Source organism: Pseudomonas sp. PAMC25584 (assembly GCF_058135675.1).
Genome location: NZ_CM176870.1, coordinates 3,615,593 through 3,634,847 on the forward strand (window position 1 = coordinate 3,615,593; position 19,255 = coordinate 3,634,847).

A 19,255-nucleotide genomic window follows, 5' to 3' on the forward strand; every position below is an offset into this window, starting at 1 on the left:
CCGTGGCGTCCGGCAATTCACCGGCGATGGACTCAAGGATGTCGGTCATGCTCAACACGCCGATGAAATCACCGCACTCGTTGATCACGAAAGCAATGTGGGTCGAGGCCTGGCGCATCTGCTCCAGGGCGTTGAGGATCGAGCAGCTCGCCAGCAGGTTGATCGCCCGGCGCGCCAGGTGCTCAAGGTTCAGCTCGTTGCCGGCCAGGTACTCCTTGAGCAACTCCTTTTTTTGTACAAAACCTAATGGCTCATCGACAGCGCCGTTGCGGATCAACGGCAGCCGCGAGTAGGACGAACGCATCAGTTTTAGGCGGATAGTGTCGAGATCGTCCGCCAAGTCGATAAAGTCGACCGTGGCCCGTGGCGTCATCAAGGTGCGGATCGGCCGCTCGGCCAGTTGCAGCACGCCGCTGATCATCACCCGCTCACGTCGATCAAACAGCGGGCCCTGAGTCATATCCGGCTCACCCAACAGGTCGGCCACCTCTTCGCCCACCTCTTCCTCTGCCAGGCTGCGACCACCGAGCAAGCGCATCACCGCATGGGCGGTGCGCTCACGCATGGGCAATACGCCTTGCGCGGCCTTCTTGCGCCGAGCCCGGGCAATCTGGTTGAACACCTCGATCAGGATCGAGAAACCAATCGCCGCGTACAGGTAGCCCTTCGGAATGTGGAAGCCCAGGCCTTCGGCGGTCAGGGCGAAACCGATCATCATCAAAAAACCCAGGCACAGCATGATCACCGTCGGGTGCGCGTTGACGAAACGGGTCAGCGGCTTGCTCGCGACAATCATCAGGCCGATGGAAATGATCACCGCGATCATCATCACCGCCAGCTCATCGACCATGCCCACGGCGGTAATCACCGCATCGAGGGAGAACACCGCGTCGAGCACCACGATCTGCGCGACGATCGGCCAGAACATCGCATAGGCCACATTGCCCGAGCGTTGCGCCACATGGCCTTCAAGGCGTTCATGCAATTCCATGGTGGCCTTGAACAACAAGAACACACCGCCAAACAGCATGATCAGGTCACGCCCGGAGAAGCTCTTGTCGAACACCTCGAACAACGGCTGGGTGAGGGTCACCAACCAGGAAATACTCGCCAGCAAGCCCAGGCGCATCAGCAAGGCCAGGGACAACCCGATCAACCGCGCACGGTCGCGCTGCTCCGGTGGCAACTTGTCCGCCAGGATCGCGATAAACACCAGGTTGTCGATGCCCAACACCAGTTCCAACACAATCAACGTCAACAGGCCGAGCCAGGCCGTGGGGTCCGCTAACCATTCCATTTATAGAGTCTCTTTATCGGTGTTCAGAATGCCGGGCACGGCAAAGCGCGGTCAGAGGACCGGGACAGGGTTAGCCGTTGGAATACGGGGTGCTTCAGCGGGAACAGCAACAGCGGTTGTCTTGGGGAAAGACGACTGGGAGGCTCCGAGAGGGCGTTCATGCAAGTCCTGAATTAACAAAAGGACTTGAATCCTACAGTCGAACCACAAATTCCCTACAACACAAAACTATTACAAAACCTGTCCCCAAAGCCCACACACCCCCCATGTGGGAGGGGGCTTGCCCCCGATGGCGGTGTATCAGCCAGCATATATTTATCTGAAAGACCGCTATCGGGAGCAAGTCGAATCGTCGCACCGCCCCTCCCACACTTTGACCCGTGGCGTGTCAGGCTTTACGGGTCGCTTCATCCAGCGCCAATATGGTATGAGCATTAGTCACCGTGGTCGCGAGGGTATTGATCACCCCCGACCGCAACGCCCCCAGCGTCGCCGCCGCCTTGGTGTTCTCACTGGCAATCGCCACCACATCCGGAATCCGGAACAACTCCTGCACCGTCAGCCCGATCACCCGCCCCTGAATGGCGTTGACCGCCGGCTGCCCGTGGATATCGATAAAGTCATAACCCATCATGTCGCCCACTGTGCCGGACAACCGCGCCTGGGCAATTTCCTGGGGCGAGAACCAGCCCATACGAACCATATTGCTGTTCTCGCTCATGTCGCCAATACCGATCAGCGCAATGTCCGCCCGCCGCGCGCGATCCAGGGTCGAGCGCACCGTGTCGTTATTGATCAGCACGCCGCGCAGTTCCGGGTTAGCCACCAGGGCCGGCGCGTACAGACTTTCACTCTCGCCGCCAAAGCGCAGGGCCAGGCGCCGGCAGATATGATCGGGGTTCATGTATTCGCCGGCCTTGAGCGAACCGCCGATGGCGCAGACAAATGTGCAATTGCGCGTCACCGGCAGGAACACGTTATCAGCCACCGCGCCAACGTTACGACCCATGCCCACGGCGACGATCATGCCGTCGCTCAACGTCTTGTTCAGGTAATTGGCCACCAGGCTGGCGACGGCCGAGCGCTGGGTGTCGGGGTCGCTGTGGTCGACGGCGATCAGCGCGCGGTCGAGCTTGAAGCGCTCCACCAGGGCACGTTCCAGCTCATTGTTCATCGCCGGGTGCTGCAACACGCGCACTTCGACAATGCCCTCGTCGCGCGCACGTTTGAGCAGGCGGCTGACTTTTGCCCGCGACAGGTCAAAGCGCTTGGCGATGGCTTCCTGAGTGACGTTCTCGAGGTAATAGAGCATCGCCACTTCGGTCATCTGATCGATATCACTGGCCATGCGCTGGGTACTGTCACTCATGGGGACGGGCTTCCGTTTCGGCGTCAAAGGCGCATTCTCCCGACTCTTGCCCCGCCACGTCTACTACTGATGCCCATTGCGCTCAATCGCATTGATGCGCTCGACCTTGGCCCCGGAACGCGCCGCCTCGAACTCTGACGCGAGGAACGCGGTGACGATGCTCTTGGCCAGCTCCGCGCCGATCACCCGCGCGCCGATGGACAGGATCTGCGCATCGTTGCTCTTGCGCGCACGCTCCGCCGAGTACGTGTCATGGGCCTGGGCCGCGCGAATCCCCAGCACCTTGTTCGCCGAGATGGCCATGCCGATCCCGGTGCCGCACACCAGTACCCCCAGGCGCTGCTGCCCGGCATTGATGGCATTGGCCACGGCCAGGGCGATATCCGGGTAAAGCACTGGCGCGGTGGAATGGGTGCCGAAGTCGGTCACCGGGTGACCCAGCGCTTTGATATGGCGCTTTAACAACTCTTTGAGCTCAAAACCCGCTTCATCGCATCCGATAGCCACCGGGAAAGGTGTGTTCATGGCGTCTGGCTCCGCTGCCGAGGTCGTGCTTATGACCGATCATATGATCAGTCAGTGAAATATCGTTCAGGCATTTCGCGGGCAACCACCCCCCTCTGTCAAGCATGATTTAACTGACTCGGCAGTCAAAGCCGTCTAAAAAGGCGTTATTGAGGCTAAAGATGAGAATCACAGCTTTTACATGAAAGAGATTGACTGATCAGAATTTCATTTGATACACATATGCTCACAGCGAAACATGACTGTGCGATCTAATAAGAATTCACAGCACGAGGACACGCCGATGGCCACGCCATTACTGCTCCAGGCTGAACACGTCGCCAAGGCTTACGCCGGTATCCCTGCCCTGCGTGACGGGCGCCTCTCTCTGCGGGCTGGCAGCGTCCACGCGCTGTGCGGCGGCAATGGCGCGGGCAAGTCGACGTTTCTGAGCATCCTGATGGGCATCACCGCGCGTGACGCCGGTACCATCCTGCTCAACGGCTCAGCGGTGCAGTTCAACCGCCCGAGTGAAGCCCTGGCATCGGGGATCGCGATGATCACCCAAGAGCTGGAACCCATCCCCTACATGAGCGTCGCCGAAAATATCTGGCTGGGCCGCGAACCGCGCCGCGCCGGCTGCATCGTCGACAACAAGGCGCTGAACCGGCGCACCCGCGAGCTGCTCGAAAGCCTGGAGTTCGACGTCGACGCCAGCAGCCCGATGCATCGCCTCAGCGTGGCGCAAATCCAACTGGTGGAAATCGCCAAGGCATTCAGCCATGACTGCCAGGTGATGATCATGGACGAACCCACCTCGGCCATCGGCGAGCACGAAGCGCAGACGTTGTTCAAGGCAATCCGCCGCCTCACCGCCCGTGGCGCCGGCATCGTGTATGTGTCGCACCGCTTGAGCGAACTGGCGCAGATCGCCGATGACTACAGCATCTTCCGCGACGGCGCCTTCGTGGAAAGCGGGCGCATGGCGGATATCGACCGCGACCACTTGGTGCGCGGCATCGTCGGCCAGGAACTGACGCGCATCGACCACAAGGTCGGCCGCGAGTGCGCCGCCGCCACCTGCCTGCAGGTCGACAACCTGAGCCGCAAAGGCGAGTTCCACGACATCAGCCTGCAACTGCGCCAGGGCGAGATCCTCGGCATCTATGGCCTGATGGGCTCGGGGCGCAGTGAGTTCCTCAATTGCATTTACGGGCTGACGGTGGCCGATTCCGGCAGCGTCACCCTGCAAGGCAAACCCATGCCGATCGGGCTGCCCAAGGCGACCATCGATGCCGGTATGTCGCTGGTCACCGAAGACCGCAAAGACAGCGGCCTGGTGCTGAGCAGCAGCATTCTGTCGAACATTGCGCTGTCGGCCTACAAACGCCTGTCGAGCTGGTCGTTGATCAATGCACGCAAGGAAACCCAATTGGCCCAGGACATGGTCAAGCGCCTGCAGATCAAGACCACCTCCCTGGAGCTGCCGGTGGCCTCCATGAGCGGCGGCAACCAGCAGAAAGTCGTGCTCGCCAAATGCCTGTCGACCGAACCGGTGTGCCTGCTGTGCGATGAGCCCACTCGCGGCATCGACGAAGGCGCCAAGCAGGAGATCTACCACCTGCTCGACCAGTTCGTGCGTGCCGGCGGCGCCGCCATCGTGGTGTCGTCGGAAGCGCCGGAACTGCTGCACTTGAGCGATCGCATCGCGGTATTCAAAGGCGGCCGGCTGGTGACCATCAGCACCGACACCGCCCTTTCCCAGGAAGCCTTGCTGAGTCTTGCCTCATGAACGCCAAAACCCTTGCCTCCCCCCTCACCGCCACGCCGCGTCACCGCCTGCGTTTGTCCCTGGACCGCTTCGGCCTGCCGCTGGTGTTTATCCTGCTGTGCGTGGTAATGGCGTTTTCCAGCGAATACTTCATGACCTGGCGCAACTGGATGGACATCCTGCGCCAGACCTCCATCAACGGCATCCTCGCCGTGGGCATGACCTACGTGATTCTGACCAAGGGCATCGACCTGTCCGTGGGTTCGATCCTGGCGTTTTCCGGCCTGTGCAGCGCGATGGTCGCGACCCAGGGTTACGGCCTGCTGGCGGCGGTGAGCGCCGGGATGTTCGCCGGGGCGATGCTCGGCGTGGTGAATGGCTTCATGGTCGCCAACCTGTCGATCCCGCCGTTCGTGGCCACCCTCGGCATGCTCAGCATTGCGCGGGGCATGACCTTCATCCTCAACGACGGCAGCCCGATCACCGACCTGCCCGAGGCGTACCTGGCGCTGGGTATCGGCAAGATCGGCCCGATCGGCATCCCGATCATCATCTTTGCCGTGGTCGCGCTGATCTTCTGGATGGTCCTGCGCTACACCACCTACGGCCGCTATGTGTACGCGGTGGGCGGCAATGAAAAGAGCGCGCGCACCTCCGGCATCGGCGTGCGCAAGGTGATGTTTTCGGTGTACGTGGTCTCGGGCCTGCTCGCCGGGCTGGCCGGCGTGGTGTTGTCGGCGCGCACCACTTCCGCCCTGCCCCAGGCCGGGGCGTCCTACGAGCTGGACGCGATTGCCGCCGTGGTCATCGGCGGCACCAGCCTGTCGGGCGGCACCGGCAGCATTGTCGGCACGCTGTTCGGCGCGCTGCTGATCGGTGTGATCAACAACGGGCTGAACCTGCTCGGCGTGTCGTCCTATTACCAGCAGGTCGCCAAGGGCCTGATCATCGTGTTTGCAGTACTGATTGACGTGTGGCGCAAGAAAAAACGCTAGAGAACGACCCTACTACAACAATAACGGAGTTCCCCTCATGAAACTTGGTACCACCCTGGCCGCCGTGGCGGCCCTCTCCCTGCTCGCCAGCAGTATCGCCCTGGCCGCCGACGGCAAGACCTACAAGGTCGGCGCAGCCGTCTACGGCCTCAAGGGTCAGTTCATGCAGAACTGGGTCCGCGAGCTCAAGGAACACCCGGCGGTCAAGGACGGCACCGTGCAATTGACCGTGTTCGACGGCAACTACGACGCCCTGACGCAGAACAACCAGATCGAAAACATGGTGACCCAGCACTACGACGCGATTCTGTTCGTGCCCATCGACACCAAGGCGGGCGTCGGCACCGTGAAGCAGGCCATGAGCAACGACGTGGTGGTGATCGCGTCCAATACAAAAGTCGCCGACGCCGCCGTGCCTTACGTGGGCAACGATGACGTGGAAGGCGGCCGCCTGCAGGCCCAGGCCATGGTCGACAAGCTCAACGGCAAGGGCAACGTGGTGATCATCCAGGGCCCGATCGGCCAGTCGGCACAGATCGACCGGGAAAAAGGCGAGCTGGAAGTGCTCGGCAAACACCCAGGCATCAAGATCATCGAGAAAAAAACCGCCAACTGGGACCGCGCCCAGGCCCTGGCGCTGACCGAAGACTGGCTCAACGCTCACCCCAAAGGCATCAACGGTGTGATTGCGCAGAACGACGACATGGCCCTCGGCGCCGTGCAGGCCTTGAAGTCCCATGGACTGACATCCAAGGACGTGCCCGTCACTTCGATCGACGGCATGCCGGATGCAATCCAGGCAGCGAAGAAAGACGAAGTCACCACCTTCCTGCAGGACGCCCAGGCCCAGTCCCAAGGCGCGCTGGACGTGGCGTTGCGCGCCCTCGCCGGCAAGAACTACAAGCCGCAATCGGTGATCTGGGAGCGCTATGCCAAGGACGTGAAATGGGCCGACGGCACCGCCAAGACCTACATCCTGCCGTGGGTACCGGTGACCAACGCCAACGCCGACGCGCTGTACCAACAAGTCAGCGGCGGCAAGTAGTCATTGGCTTGAAATACAGTCAAATGTGGGAGCAAGTGTGGGAGGGGGCTTGCCCCCGATAGCGGTGTAACAGTGATAGATCAGGTGACTGACACACCGCCATCGGGAGCAAGCCCCCTCCCACATTGAATCTCCAGTGCTATTGAAAGAGGAGTCATGCATGTCTGGATTCTGGAACCAAGCCTTCGACCTCAGCGGCCGTTGCGCGGTGATCACCGGCGGCGCTGCCGGCATCGGCCTGGCCTGCGCCAGCCTGCTGGTGGAGCGCGGCGCACGCGTGGCGCTGCTGGACCGCGACCCGGCGGTGGTGGCCGTGGCCGCCAGCCTCGGCGCCGAACATCTGGGCATTGCCGTCGACCTCAGCCAGATCGACCAGGTGCAACACACCGTCGACCGGGTTTTCGAGCACTTCCAACGCCTGGATTACCTGATCAACAGCGCCGGCGTGGCCTTGCTGGATAAGGCCATCGACGTCAGCGAAAGCGCCTGGGACACCACCCTCGACATCAATCTCAAGGCCAGCTTCTTCGTCGCCCAGGCCTGTGCCCGGCACATGCTCACCCAAGGCAGCGGGCGCATCGTCAACCTGGCCTCCCAGGCCGCCGTGATTGGCCTGGACCGGCATGTCGCGTATTGCGCGAGCAAAGCGGCCATCGTCGGCATGACCAGGGTATTGGCCATGGAATGGGCGCCGCAGATCAACGTCAACGCCATCTCCCCCACCATCGTCGAGACCGCTCTGGGCAAGCAGGCCTGGGCCGGCGAAGTCGGCGAGCGGGCCAAACTGCAGATCCCGACGGGCCGCTTTGCCCAGCCGGAAGAAATCGCCGGGCTGGCGTTGTACCTGCTCAGCGACGCAGCGCAGATGATCACCGGCGCCAACATGGTGATCGACGGCGGCTACAGCATTCAATAATTGATCTTTTTGTCGTGAGGTTTTGTCATGTCCACCGTTACCGAACGCACGCCCGAGCAACTCGCCCCGATCATCCCGAAAACCATGCAGGCCGTGGTCTGCCATGGTCCGGAAGACTACCGCCTGGAAACCGTCGACGTGCCCACCCCCGGCCCCGATGAAATCCTCACCAAGGTCGAGCTGTGTGGCATTTGCATGGGCGACATCAAGACCTATCGCGGCGCCCCCTCGTTCTGGGGCGACGCCGAGCAACCGCGCTACGTCAAACCGCCGATGATCCCCGGCCACGAATTCGTGTGTCGCGTGGTAGCTCTCGGCCCCGGCGCGGAAAAGCGCGGGGTGAAGGTCGGTGACCGAGTGATCTCGGAGCAGATCGTGCCGTGCTGGGGCTGCCGCTTCTGCAACCACGGTCAGTACTGGATGTGCCAGAAGCACGACCTGTATGGCTTCCAGAACAATGTGCAGGGTGCCATGGCCCAGTACATGATCTTCACCAAGGAAGGCATCATCCATAAAGTACCGGACTCGATTGCGCCGGACGAAGCGATCCTGATCGAACCGCTGGCCTGTTCGCTGCACGCAGCGGAGCGCGCCAATGTGGATTTCGACGACGTGGTGGTAGTCGCCGGCGCTGGCACCCTGGGCCTGGGGATCATCGGTGCGGTACGCCTGCGCAACCCGAAAAAACTGATCGTGCTCGACATGAAACCCGAACGCGTCGCCCTCGCCCTGCGCATGGGCGCCGACGAAGTGTGGAACCCGGCCGAGGTGGACGTGCTGGCGAAGATCCGCGAGATTACCGAGGGCTACGGCTGCGACATCTATATCGAAGCCACCGGTCATCACAAGGCCGTCAACCAGGGCCTGGCGATGCTGCGCAAACTGGGGCGCTTCGTCGAGTTCAGCGTGTTCAACGACGAGGCCACGGTGGATTGGTCGATCATCGGCGACCGCAAGGAACTGGACATCCTCGGTTCGCACCTGGGCCCGTACATGTACCCACGCGCTATCGACTTCATCGGCAACCGCAAGATCGACATGCGTGACGTGGTGACCCACAAATTTGCCCTGGCGGACTTCAAGGAGGCGTTTGCGGTGATGGAGCGTGGCGACAAGTCGCTCAAGGTCGTACTCGAACCCTAAGCACACCACACATCCCAATGTGGGAGGGGGCTTGCCCCCGATAGCGGTGGCTCAGTAATTGATGAGCTCACTGTCACGCCGCCATCGGGAGCAAGCCCCCTCCCACACTGAACAGCTGTGAACCCATAAAACAAGAACACAGGAACCCGCGTTATGAATCGAGTCATCAACGATCCAGACCAAGTGGTCGAAGACATGCTGCGCGGCATCCTGGTCGCGCACCCGCAATTGCGCCAATACGAAGCCAATCCACGGGTCATCGTCAAAGCCAAACCGTCGAGCCAAGGCCGCGTCGGCATCGTCACCGGCGGCGGCTCGGGCCATGAACCGGCGTTTCTCGGCTACGTCGGCCCCGGCCTGGTCGACGCCGTGGCCGTCGGCGAGATTTTCTCCTCGCCCACCGCCAAAAGTTTCTTCGACGCCTTCCGCGCCGCCGACCATGGCGCAGGCGTGGCCTGCCTGTACGGCAACTATGCCGGCGACAACATGAACGTGAAGCTGGCGATGAAAATGGCCGCCAGCAAAGACATGCGCATCCGCACCGTGGTCGCCAACGACGACGTGGCGTCCGCGCCCAAGGCCGAGATTGCCAAGCGCCGCGGCGTGGCCGGGGAGATCTTCATGTGGAAGATCGGCGGTGCCGCTGCCGCCCAGCACTACGACCTGGACGGTGTGATCCGCGTCGCCCAAAAAGCCGTCGACCACTGCCGCTCGATCGGCATTGGCCTCACCCCCTGCACCATTGCCGCCGTGGGCAAGCCGAATTTCCAGATTGCCGACGGCCAGATGGAACTGGGCATCGGCCATCACGGCGAACCGGGCATCGAAGTCATCCCGATCGAACCCGCCGCCGCCATGGCCGAGCGCATGCTCGCGCCGATCCTCGCCGACCGCGATTTCAGCCAGGACGACAGCGTGGTGGTGCTGGTCTCCGGCCTCGGCGCCACGCCGGTGATGGAGCTGTATATTTTCTACGCCGAGGTGGAACGCCAACTCACCGCCAAGGGTTTGAAGATCCACCGTTGCTACGTGGGCAACTACTTCACGTCCCTGGAAATGATGGGGGTGACCCTGACCCTGCTCGGCCTCGACTTTGAGCTGAAAACCCTGATCGACCAACCCTGCCGTTCCATCGGCATGACCCAGGCGGAGTGAACCATGAGCGAGCATTTTTCCACCCGCGACGGCAGCGCCATCGTCGCCGATCTGGTCAGCGTGATCGTGGCCAACCGTGAGTACCTCAGCGCAGTCGACGGCGCGATTGGCGACGGCGACCACGGCATCAACATGGCCAAGGGTTTCGCGCATTGCGGGCGCACGATTGAAGGCCGCCAACTGAGCCTTGCCGAAGCCCTGGACGAACTGACCCTGAGCCTGATGGAAGGCATCGGCGGCTCCATGGGGCCGCTGTACGGCAGCCTGTTTATCGGCATGGCCGATGAAGTGCGTAGCAGCGAAGACATCGACGCGGCCACCTTCGCCCACCTGCTGCGTGGCGGCTTGACCTCATTGCAGGACATTACCGAGGCCGGCGTGGGCGACAAGTGCCTGATGGACACCTTGATCCCGGCGGTCGAAGCGTTTGAGCACGCCCATGCGCGGGGGGCGTCCTTCCACGATGCGCTCGATGCGATGAAAACCGCCGCCTCACAGGGCCGTGACTCGACCAAGGACCTGGTGGCCAAGATCGGCCGCGCCAGCCGCCTGGGCGAACGCTCGCTGGGCGTGTTGGATGCCGGTGCGGTGTCGTGCTGCCTGATCCTCACGCGCCTGGCGGACTCCGTGCAGCGGCTACTGGTGTAACGCCTCAGGTTGGCGTTTGCTTGACCTGCTGGATATACCGCGCCACCGCCGGCGCTTGCTCAAAGCGCCGGTGAATCAACGACAGCCACGACGCCGCGTCACTGCCCTGAATGCTGCGATAGACCACGCCCGGCAGACTCACATGCCCGACCATCGACGCCGGCACCACGGCCACGCCCTGCCCCAATGACACCAACGCCACCACCGCGACCAACCCGCCCGGCTGCGGCCCCAGGCGCGGCGCGTAGCCGCCTTGGGCGGCGACGTGCAGCGTGCCGCTGATTTGCTCCGGCAGGATAAACGTCTCGTTTTGCAGATGCTCGCAGCCGATAGCCTTCAACCCCAGCAGCCAGGAATCCTGGGGCAGCGCCAGCACGAAACCTTCGCTGTGCAGGCGCACCGCCTCCACGCCGTCGGGCAGGGTCATCGGCGAACGGACGTAGCCAATGTCGTAGCGCCCATCCGCCACCGCGCCGGGTAAGGTCGCCATCGCACATTCGCGCACGTTCACGCTCACGTCGGGAAACGCCTGGCTGAACCCGTGCATTTGCCGCTGCAACAGCCCGGAATACACCGCCGAGGCCACATAGCCCAATTCGATGTGACCGGTCTCGCCACGTCCGGCACGCTGGGCGCTGCGCTGGGCGAATTCGAATTGACGCACGGTGGCTTCGGCCTCGACCAGCAGCGCGGCACCGGCTTCGGTCAGGCTGACTTCGCGCTGCTGGCGGATAAACAAGCGCGTGCCCAGGCTGGTTTCCATGTCCTGGATCTGCCGGCTCAGGGTCGGCGGTGCGATGCCCAGTTGCTCGGCGGCACGGGTGAAGTTGCGCTGCCGGGCCACGGCCAGGAAGTAGCGAAAATGGCGGATATCCATACAAGGATTAGCTCAAAGGTAATGAAGTGCTTCACCGCGACTAATAAAGGCAACCGCGCGCGGGGATAAGCTCAAGGCACTTCAACAGTAGAGAGACCTTGCGATGTCCGTCAACTGCCTTTTTCGTATTGCCTGCTGGGTAATTACATTATGAGCCGGGTCAGCCCACGCCTGACACTGCTGACCGCTTCCGGCGTCTGCTCGCTGATCGTGCTCGACACCAATATCGTCGCCGTCACTCTGCCGAGCATCGCCCGCGACCTGGGGGCCAACTTCGCGGATATCGAGTGGGTGGTCAGCGCCTATATGCTGGCCTTCGCCGCGCTATTGTTGCCCGCCGGTAGCATCGCCGACCGCTTCGGCCGCAAGAAGAGCCTGATCTGGGGCCTGGGCATTTTCATCCTCGCGTCCCTCGGCTGCGGCGCAGCGCCCAGCGCGCTATGGCTGGATATCGCCCGCGCCATCAAAGGCGTCGGTGCCGCGTTGCTGCTCACTTCGGCGCTCGCCTCCATCGGCCACACCTTTCACGACGAAGCGGAACGGGCCAAGGCCTGGGCGTTCTGGGGCGCGTGCATGGGCGTGGCGATGACCGCCGCGCCGACCCTGGGCGGCTTGATCACCGAGTACCTGGGCTGGCGCTGGATTTTCTACCTCAACCTGCCGGTGGGCCTGGCGCTGATGGCGCTGGTGCTGCACGCCATCCCCGAGTCCCGCGATACCCAGGCCGCACGCCTCGACCCGTGGGGCAGCCTGGCGTTCAGCGCCAGCCTGGTGTGTTTGATGTGGGGGTTGATCGAGGCCAACCGCATCGGCTGGGACAGCCCGCTGACCTACGCGCGCCTGCTCGGCGGTGCGTTGCTATTGGGCATCTTTGTGCTGGTCGAGCGCCTGCAGCAGCGACCGATGGTCGACCTGCAGCTGTTCTGCCACCCGCGTTTTATCGGCGCCCTGCTCGGCATGTTCGCCTATGCCGGCTGCGCCCAAGTGATGATGACGTTGCTGCCGTTTTACCTGCAAAACGGCTTGGGTTTCTCCGCGATTGCCTCGGGCCTGGGCATGTTGCCGTTTGCGCTGACGATGCTGATTTGCCCACGGATCGGCGCACGCCTGGCGGGGCGCTTTGCGCCGGCGACGATGATGGCAAGCGGCTTGACCCTCGTCGGCTGCGGTAACCTGCTGAGCGCCTGGGCGCTGAATGTCGGCGGCTACCTGCCCTTCGCCCTGGCGATAGCCGTCACGGGTGCCGGGGCGGGCCTGCTCAATGGCGATACGCAGAAAAACATCATGGCCTGCGTACCACGGGAGCGTGCCGGCATGGCGTCGGGCATGAGCACCACCATGCGCTTCAGCGCGATCATGTTGGCGATTGGCGTGTATGGGGCACTGCTGAGCAGCCACAGCGAACAGTTGTTGCGCGCACGTATCGACCCGCAATGGCAGGCGCAGGTGGCGGGAATTGCTTCGCGGGTGGTGGCGGGTGATATGCCGGCGGCGCTGAACCTGGTGCCCGAGGCGGCGCGGGTGAGGGTGCAACCGCTGGCGCGGCAGGCGTTTGTGGAAGGGTTCAGCGGGGTGTTGTGGGTGGCAGGGTTATTGGGATTGCTCGGAGCGCTGGTGGTGGGGAGGCTGATGCGCAAGCCGATACCCACACCGAACTAAATGTGGGAGGGGGCAAGCCCCCTCCCACAGGTATTACCTATCCCCTAAAGAGGCTTACCAGAACCGCTGCTGGGTCAACCGGCTCCACCAGGTCAGCAGCACGCGGTCCACCGAACCGCTGGCCGCCAGGCCCACGCGCTCTTGCAGGCTCTTGCGCTCGGCGTAATGCAAGTGGAACACCTCGGCGGTCTTGGCCTTGGTGGCCAGGTATTCGTCGCTGGTTTGCAGCTCATCGACCAGTTGCTTGTCGAGGGCTGCGACACCCAGCCACACTTCCCCGGTCGCCACTTCATCGATTGCCAACTGCGGGCGATAGCGCGACACGAAGTTCTTGAACAACTGGTGAGTGATGTCCAGGTCCTCCTGGAACTTCTCCCGGCCCTTCTCGGTGTTTTCGCCAAACACGGTGAGAGTGCGTTTGTATTCGCCGGCGGTCAGCACTTCAAAGTCGATGTCGTGCTTTTTCAGCAGGCGGTTGACGTTGGGCAACTGCGCCACCACCCCGATGGAACCGAGGATCGCGAACGGTGCGCTGATGATCTTCTCGCCGATGCACGCCATCATGTAGCCGCCGCTGGCCGCGACCTTGTCGATGCACACGGTCAACGGCACGCCCGCCTGGCGAATCCGTGCCAGTTGCGACGACGCCAGGCCGTAGCTGTGGACCATGCCGCCACCGCTTTCCAGGCGCAGCACCACTTCGTCCTTGGGCGTGGCCAGGCTCAGCAAGGCAGTGATTTCATGGCGCAGGCTCTCGGTGGCCGAGGCCTTGATGTCGCCGTCGAAGTCGAGCACGAACACGCGTAGCTTGGCCTCGGGTTTCTTTTTGCTGTTCTTCTTTTCGGCTTTGCTTTCGGACTTGCGCAAGGCCTTGAGCTGATCCTTGTCGAGCAGGGTCGATTCAAGGCGCTCACGCAGGCCTTTGTAGAAATCATTCAGCTTGCTGACATGCAACTGGCCGGCGGATTTGCGACGACCTTTGCTACGCAGTGCCGCGAAGCTGATCAGTACCACCAGAATCGCGACCACCAGGGTGACGGTCTTCGCCAAAAAGCTCGCGTATTCAGCCAAAAAATCCATGTGTCTCCTTAACAATGCACGGCGCCAGGCGCGGATCGCCCAAGCATACCGACGGGACCGCCGGGGGGCCAGTGCTCAAACCGCCAGCAGGCAGGCTCTCTAACGCGCTTTTAAAACAAGCGTATGTTTTTTCATTGACAGCTCGCAGGCATCCTCATAACCTCGCCAGACTTTCAACGTACCGGGAAAACGGACGTGGGCAGCATCTATCTGATTCGACATGGCCAGGCCTCCTTCGGTGCAGACGACTATGACGTCCTGTCGCCCGTTGGCGTGGAACAAGCGCAAATCCTCGGTCGCCACCTGGCAGCCATGGGTGTCACGTTCGACCGCTGCGTCGCCGGCGACCTGCGCCGCCAACAGCACACCGCCACGGCCGCTTTCGATCAGTACAGCGCCCTTGGCCTGCCGGTTCCGGCCCTGGAAGTCGACAGCGCCTTCAACGAATTCGACGCCGACGCGATCATCCGCGCCCTGCTCCCCGACCTGCTCACCACTGAACCCGACGCCCTGGACATCCTGCGCAACGCCGCGCAGAACCGCAGCGAGTTCCAGCGTATCTTCGCGCTGATCATCGAGCGCTGGCTGGCCGGCACTTACGACCCGCCCGGGCTGGAAAGCTGGCTGGGGTTTGTCGAGCGCGTCCAGGGTGGCCTGCAGCGTCTGCTGGAAGTGGCCGACAACACACACAAGATCGCTGTGTTTACCTCCGGCGGCACCATTACCGCCCTGCTCCACCTGATTACCCGAATGCCTGCCGCCCAGGCCTTCGAACTGAACTGGCAAATTGTTAACACCTCGCTCAACCAGCTGAAATTCCGCGGTCGCGAGGTGGCACTGGCTTCCTTCAACAGTCATACCCACTTGCAACTGTTGAAGGCGCCGCAGCTCATCACTTTCCGATGAATTGCGGCCAACCGTGACCCCAAGGTCACTGGACTCCACCCTAAAGGATCGAAACCATGACTGACGTAGCTAAAGCCGTACAAGCAATGAAAGCCAAATTCAACCCAGCCGCTGCTGCCGGTCTGGACCTGGTGTTCGGTTTTCGTATCGATGACAGCAAAAACTTTTCGCTGATCGTCAAAGACGGTGCCTGCGAACTGCAAGAAGGCGAAAACCCTGACGCCCAGGTGACCCTGGTCATGGACGCCGAAACACTGGAAGGCATCGTCGACGGCTCCACCGACGGCATGCAGGCCTTCATGAGCGGCAAGCTGCGCACCGAAGGCGACATGATGCTGGCGATGAAACTGAGCGAGCTGTTCCCTTCCTGAGAACGCTGGCTGTAAAGCACGCTTTAAAACGACAAATCCCGCCAATGGCGGGATTTGTCGTTTCTGGTCCAGGGCTGGCGATCAGCGGCCAGCAGCGGCGTCGACTTTCTTGAACTGTTCCAAATCCCGGGGTTTGCCCTCGGTACCGTACCGGTTGATGAGGCGCCCCTCACCCGACCTCAACTGGAACTCCCCGGACTCCACATCCCGGCCAATCACAATCACATACTTGTTGCGGCCAACGCGCACATACACGTTGTAGAAATCCACGAGTTGATCTTCAGTGATAAACATACTGTACGCATAATGCGCGCGACCGGTCAGGTTGGGCCACTGCGCCTCCAGGGCCGCGACATCCCCGGCTTCACCGACGATGTCCATCGCGCGAATGGTTTCTTCAACCAGCGCATCATTCTCATCGGCGCCAAGCACCGCAGGTTTGACCCGGGTCATTTTGCGCACCGAATCAGGGTCCGCGCCCCTGACCTCATCGTCTAGCGACAGGGTCACGGCCTCCAGACGGTACGTGCCATTTTTGACCCATTTGGTCGCATCGGCACTTTCTGAATCCTGGCAGCGCAAACAAGCGGCCCTCGCTGAGGCGGCACTGGCGCTGTCGACATACAGGCTTGCGGTGAAAACACTGGCGCTGATCAGCACGGCACTCAATAGGTTGGCAGGGCTTAAAGCGGTGGCGGCGTTCGCCATGATCTACATCCTTGTAAAAGTCGGGGCGGCAAATTTACCCGATTCAAGGCGTGGCGGGTACATGCAACAGCAACGCCACCAATGCACTCCACCCCGTCTGGTGGGACGCCCCCAACCCACGCCCGGTTTCCCCATGAAAATACTCATGGAACAACACCAGGTCACGGCTGGCCGGGTCCGCCTCCAACTGCGCATACCCCGCCATCGATGGGCGCAGGCCATTTTCATCCCTTAAGACCAATCGGCTCAGGCGCAGGCTCAAGCTGTCGGCGACTTCCTCCAGGGACGACAGGTAACCACTGCCCGTCGGGTACTCCACCGAGAAGTTATCCGCGTAGTACCGATGAAACTCGCGCAACGATTCGATCAGCATGTAATTCACCGGCATCCACAACGGCCCGCGCCAATTGGAGTTGCCGCCGTACAGACGTGAATCGGATTCACCGGGTTGATAACGTGCGCACAGCGTGTCGCCATTCATCTTCAGCGCCAGGGGCTGCTCGGCGAAGGCCTTGGACAACGAACGCACGCCAAACGCCGAAAGAAACTCATCGTCATCCAGCATGCGCCGCAGCAAGTCCTTGGTGCGCTCGCCGCGCAACAGCGCCAGCAACAGGCGATTGCCCTGCCCCGGCTCGTTCCAGCGTGAGACCAGCTTGGCCAGTTCCGGCCGGTGGTGCATGAAGCCCAAAAGCCGCTCACGCAAGCCTTCGAGGCCTTCATGCTCGCGCTGCTCCAGCACCAACACGGCGAACAGCGGCATCAGGCCGACGATGGAGCGCAGGCGCACCGGTTCGTTCTGGCCGTCGGGACGATGCAGTACGTCGTAGAAGAACAGGTCCTGCTCGTCCCACAGGCCCTCGGCGCTGTCGTCGACACGGTTGATGGCGCCGGCGATATACAGGAAGTGCTCGAAAAACTTCACTGCGATATCGACGTATACGACATTGCGCCTGGCCAGTTCCAGAGCCATCCGCATCAGGTCCAGCGCATAGGCGGCAACCCACGCGGTGCCATCGGCCTGGTCTAACTGATAACCCGGCGGCAGCGTGGCCGAGCGGTCGAACAAGGCGATATTGTCCAGCCCCAGGAACCCGCCCTGGAACAGGTTGCGCCCTTCGGCATCCTTGCGGTTGACCCACCAGGAGAAATTCAGCAGCAGCTTGTGGAAGATTCGCTCCAGGAAATCCATGTCACCTACGCCGGTCAACGCCTTGTCCTGCTGATACACCCGCCAACTGGCCCAGGCATGCACCGGCGGGTTAGCGTCGTCGAAGCGCCATTCATAGGCCGGCAACTGACCATTGGGATGCATGAAGCGGTCCTTTACCAGCAGCAACAGCTGTTGCTTGGCATACCCCGGATCAATCAGCGCAATGGCCACCGCCTGAAAGCCCTGGTCCCAGGAGGCGTACCACGGGTATTCCCAGGTGTCGGGCATGGAGAGGATGTCGAAGTTGGACAGGTGCCGCCAATGGCTATTGCGCCGTTGCAGGCGCTCGGGCGGCGGCGCGGGCTGGGTCGGGTCGCCGTCGAGCCACTGGTTAACGTCGAAGTAATAGAGCTGCTTGGACCACAGCAAACTGGCCAGGGCCTGGCGTTGCACATTACGCGCATCCGCGTCGGCGATGCCCTGCTGCAACGCGGCGTAGAAGTCATCGGCTTCCTGGCGGCGCTGTTCAAACAGCTTGCGCGCATTGACCTGGGGCGCGTCCTTGGGCGCAAAACGCAAATAGACGGCTTTGCACTCCAGGCCCGCCAACTCCAGGATGAAACGCGCGGCCGCCTTGGTGCCGGTGTCGCGGCGAATCGCGATTTCCTGCCCCGCCACCACGTAATCGTTGATCCCATCCTTGAACGGCCCCGGCGCCGGTTGCCCGTCCAACTTGGGGAAGTTACTTTCATTTTCGCAGAACAGCCATTCGACGCCGTCCTGGCCCCAGGCGCTGAGGTGGTGATCGGGCAATTCATGATGACGCGCCAGCACGCGGTCGCCGTCCAGCCGCAACTGCGGTTTCGGCGCGCCGACGGTCCAGCTCCAATCATTGCGCGCCCAGACCTGGGGCAGCACTTGCAGGCGTGTCGGCTGGTCCGAGCGGTTGTGGACGCTGACGCGCATGAAGATATCGTCGGGCTGGTGCTTGGCGTATTCGACGCTGACGTCGCAATACCGGTTGTCTTCAAACACACCGGTATCGAGGATTTCGTACTCGGCATCCGCCAGCCCACGTCGGGCGTTTTCGGCGATCAGGTCAGCGTAGGGAAACGCCGCGTGGGGATATTTGTAGAGCATGCGCATGTAGGCATGGCTCGGCACGCCGTCGACGAAAAAGTACAGTTCCTTGACGTCTTCACCGTGGTTGCCCTCCGCGTTGTTCAGGCCGAACAGGCGCTCTTTGAGGATCGCGTCACGCTCGTTCCACAGCGCCAGGCCCATGCACCAGCGTTGCGCCTTGTCACTGAACCCGGCCAGGCCATCCTCGCCCCAGCGGTAAGCACGGCTGCGCGCATGTTCGTGCGGGAAGTAGCGCCAGGCATCGCCATCGGCGCTGTAGTCCTCGCGCACCGTGCCCCATTGGCGCTCGCTCAGGTACGGGCCCCACTCGCGCCAGCGCTCGGCCGTCTCGGCGGCCAGGCGCTGGCCTTCAGTGGTTTGCACAATTGTGGCGCTCATCCAATCCTCCCTCAGCCATCGCGTCAGGCCAGTGTAGAACCCATCCACGCTCAGATGCACATGAAGACGGTTTTACCCCACTCATTCGTTTGCAGAATGAAGTCCAGAGGAATCTTCGTTTGCGCGGGCCTGCGGCG

Annotated in this window: 16 protein-coding genes and 1 pseudogene; 10 read left to right on the forward strand and 7 right to left on the reverse strand. The window is 62.1% G+C overall.

Annotated features, from left to right (window positions below; translation table 11 throughout):
* Position 1: 1 nt before the first annotated feature.
* The 3 genes and pseudogenes from ACS5Q8_RS16455 to rpiB form a co-directional block, all read right to left on the reverse strand.
* Positions 2 to 1,297, reverse strand: a pseudogene (locus ACS5Q8_RS16455) (TerC family protein); the annotation flags it as partial.
* A gap of 388 nt (positions 1,298 to 1,685) precedes the next feature.
* On the reverse strand, positions 1,686 to 2,666 hold the full coding sequence (locus tag ACS5Q8_RS16460) for a sugar-binding transcriptional regulator (RefSeq protein ID WP_247401298.1): 981 nt from the start codon (positions 2,664 to 2,666) through the stop codon (positions 1,686 to 1,688).
* A gap of 63 nt (positions 2,667 to 2,729) precedes the next feature.
* Entirely contained in the window at positions 2,730 to 3,191 is a 462-nt protein-coding gene (gene rpiB, locus ACS5Q8_RS16465; protein WP_276193376.1) for a ribose 5-phosphate isomerase B, read from the reverse strand.
* 283 nt (positions 3,192 to 3,474) lie between these two features.
* Here rpiB and ACS5Q8_RS16470 point away from each other — a divergent pair, with 283 nt between their 5' ends.
* The 7 genes from ACS5Q8_RS16470 to dhaL all read left to right on the forward strand — a co-directional run bounded on the left by ACS5Q8_RS16470 (position 3,475) and on the right by dhaL (position 10,843).
* On the forward strand, positions 3,475 to 4,962 hold the full coding sequence (locus ACS5Q8_RS16470; protein WP_276193377.1) for a sugar ABC transporter ATP-binding protein: 1,488 nt from the start codon (positions 3,475 to 3,477) through the stop codon (positions 4,960 to 4,962).
* Positions 4,959 to 5,936, forward strand: coding sequence for an ABC transporter permease (locus ACS5Q8_RS16475; protein ID WP_465159152.1), 978 nt, complete (start codon positions 4,959 to 4,961; stop codon positions 5,934 to 5,936). The genes ACS5Q8_RS16470 and ACS5Q8_RS16475 overlap by 4 nt, the downstream gene beginning before the upstream one ends.
* 37 nt (positions 5,937 to 5,973) lie before the next feature.
* Entirely contained in the window at positions 5,974 to 6,981 is a 1,008-nt protein-coding gene (locus tag ACS5Q8_RS16480; protein WP_276193378.1) for a substrate-binding domain-containing protein, read from the forward strand.
* A 160-nt stretch (positions 6,982 to 7,141) separates the two neighbouring features.
* Positions 7,142 to 7,897, forward strand: coding sequence for an SDR family oxidoreductase (locus tag ACS5Q8_RS16485; RefSeq protein ID WP_276193379.1), 756 nt, complete (start codon positions 7,142 to 7,144; stop codon positions 7,895 to 7,897).
* 27 nt (positions 7,898 to 7,924) lie between these two features.
* Positions 7,925 to 9,040: an MDR/zinc-dependent alcohol dehydrogenase-like family protein gene (locus tag ACS5Q8_RS16490; protein ID WP_443694430.1), complete on the forward strand. Its 1,116-nt coding sequence runs from the start codon at positions 7,925 to 7,927 to the stop codon at positions 9,038 to 9,040.
* 153 nt (positions 9,041 to 9,193) lie between these two features.
* Positions 9,194 to 10,195, forward strand: a complete 1,002-nt coding sequence (locus ACS5Q8_RS16495; protein ID WP_443694429.1) for a dihydroxyacetone kinase subunit DhaK — start codon at positions 9,194 to 9,196, stop codon at positions 10,193 to 10,195.
* A gap of 3 nt (positions 10,196 to 10,198) precedes the next feature.
* A complete protein-coding gene (dhaL, locus tag ACS5Q8_RS16500; protein WP_443694428.1) occupies positions 10,199 to 10,843 on the forward strand; it encodes a dihydroxyacetone kinase subunit DhaL in 645 nt (214 codons plus the stop codon).
* A 4-nt stretch (positions 10,844 to 10,847) separates the two neighbouring features.
* Here dhaL and ACS5Q8_RS16505 read toward each other — a convergent pair whose 3' ends face one another.
* Positions 10,848 to 11,720 (reverse strand): LysR family transcriptional regulator, encoded by an 873-nt coding sequence (locus ACS5Q8_RS16505; protein ID WP_443694427.1) that lies wholly within the window; start codon positions 11,718 to 11,720, stop codon positions 10,848 to 10,850.
* Between the two features lie 150 nt (positions 11,721 to 11,870).
* Here ACS5Q8_RS16505 and ACS5Q8_RS16510 point away from each other — a divergent pair, with 150 nt between their 5' ends.
* Positions 11,871 to 13,379 (forward strand): MFS transporter, encoded by a 1,509-nt coding sequence (locus ACS5Q8_RS16510; protein ID WP_426101419.1) that lies wholly within the window; start codon positions 11,871 to 11,873, stop codon positions 13,377 to 13,379.
* A 54-nt stretch (positions 13,380 to 13,433) separates the two neighbouring features.
* Here ACS5Q8_RS16510 and sohB read toward each other — a convergent pair whose 3' ends face one another.
* A complete protein-coding gene (gene sohB, locus ACS5Q8_RS16515) occupies positions 13,434 to 14,459 on the reverse strand; it encodes a protease SohB (RefSeq protein ID WP_465159153.1) in 1,026 nt (341 codons plus the stop codon).
* A gap of 195 nt (positions 14,460 to 14,654) precedes the next feature.
* On the opposite strand from sohB, the gene ACS5Q8_RS16520 reads away from it, so the two are divergent.
* Positions 14,655 to 15,365, forward strand: a complete 711-nt coding sequence (locus ACS5Q8_RS16520) for a histidine phosphatase family protein (protein WP_426101417.1) — start codon at positions 14,655 to 14,657, stop codon at positions 15,363 to 15,365.
* Between the two features lie 56 nt (positions 15,366 to 15,421).
* Positions 15,422 to 15,736 (forward strand): SCP2 sterol-binding domain-containing protein, encoded by a 315-nt coding sequence (locus ACS5Q8_RS16525; RefSeq protein WP_426101415.1) that lies wholly within the window; start codon positions 15,422 to 15,424, stop codon positions 15,734 to 15,736.
* An 81-nt stretch (positions 15,737 to 15,817) separates the two neighbouring features.
* Here ACS5Q8_RS16525 and ACS5Q8_RS16530 read toward each other — a convergent pair whose 3' ends face one another.
* Both ACS5Q8_RS16530 and ACS5Q8_RS16535 read right to left on the reverse strand, forming a co-directional pair.
* Positions 15,818 to 16,444 carry a hypothetical protein gene (locus tag ACS5Q8_RS16530; RefSeq protein WP_426101413.1) on the reverse strand — a complete coding sequence of 209 codons (627 nt, stop codon included), beginning with the start codon at positions 16,442 to 16,444 and terminating at the stop codon, positions 15,818 to 15,820.
* A 43-nt stretch (positions 16,445 to 16,487) separates the two neighbouring features.
* On the reverse strand, positions 16,488 to 19,118 hold the full coding sequence (locus ACS5Q8_RS16535; RefSeq protein ID WP_465159154.1) for an MGH1-like glycoside hydrolase domain-containing protein: 2,631 nt from the start codon (positions 19,116 to 19,118) through the stop codon (positions 16,488 to 16,490).
* Between the last annotated feature and the right edge of the window lie 137 nt (positions 19,119 to 19,255).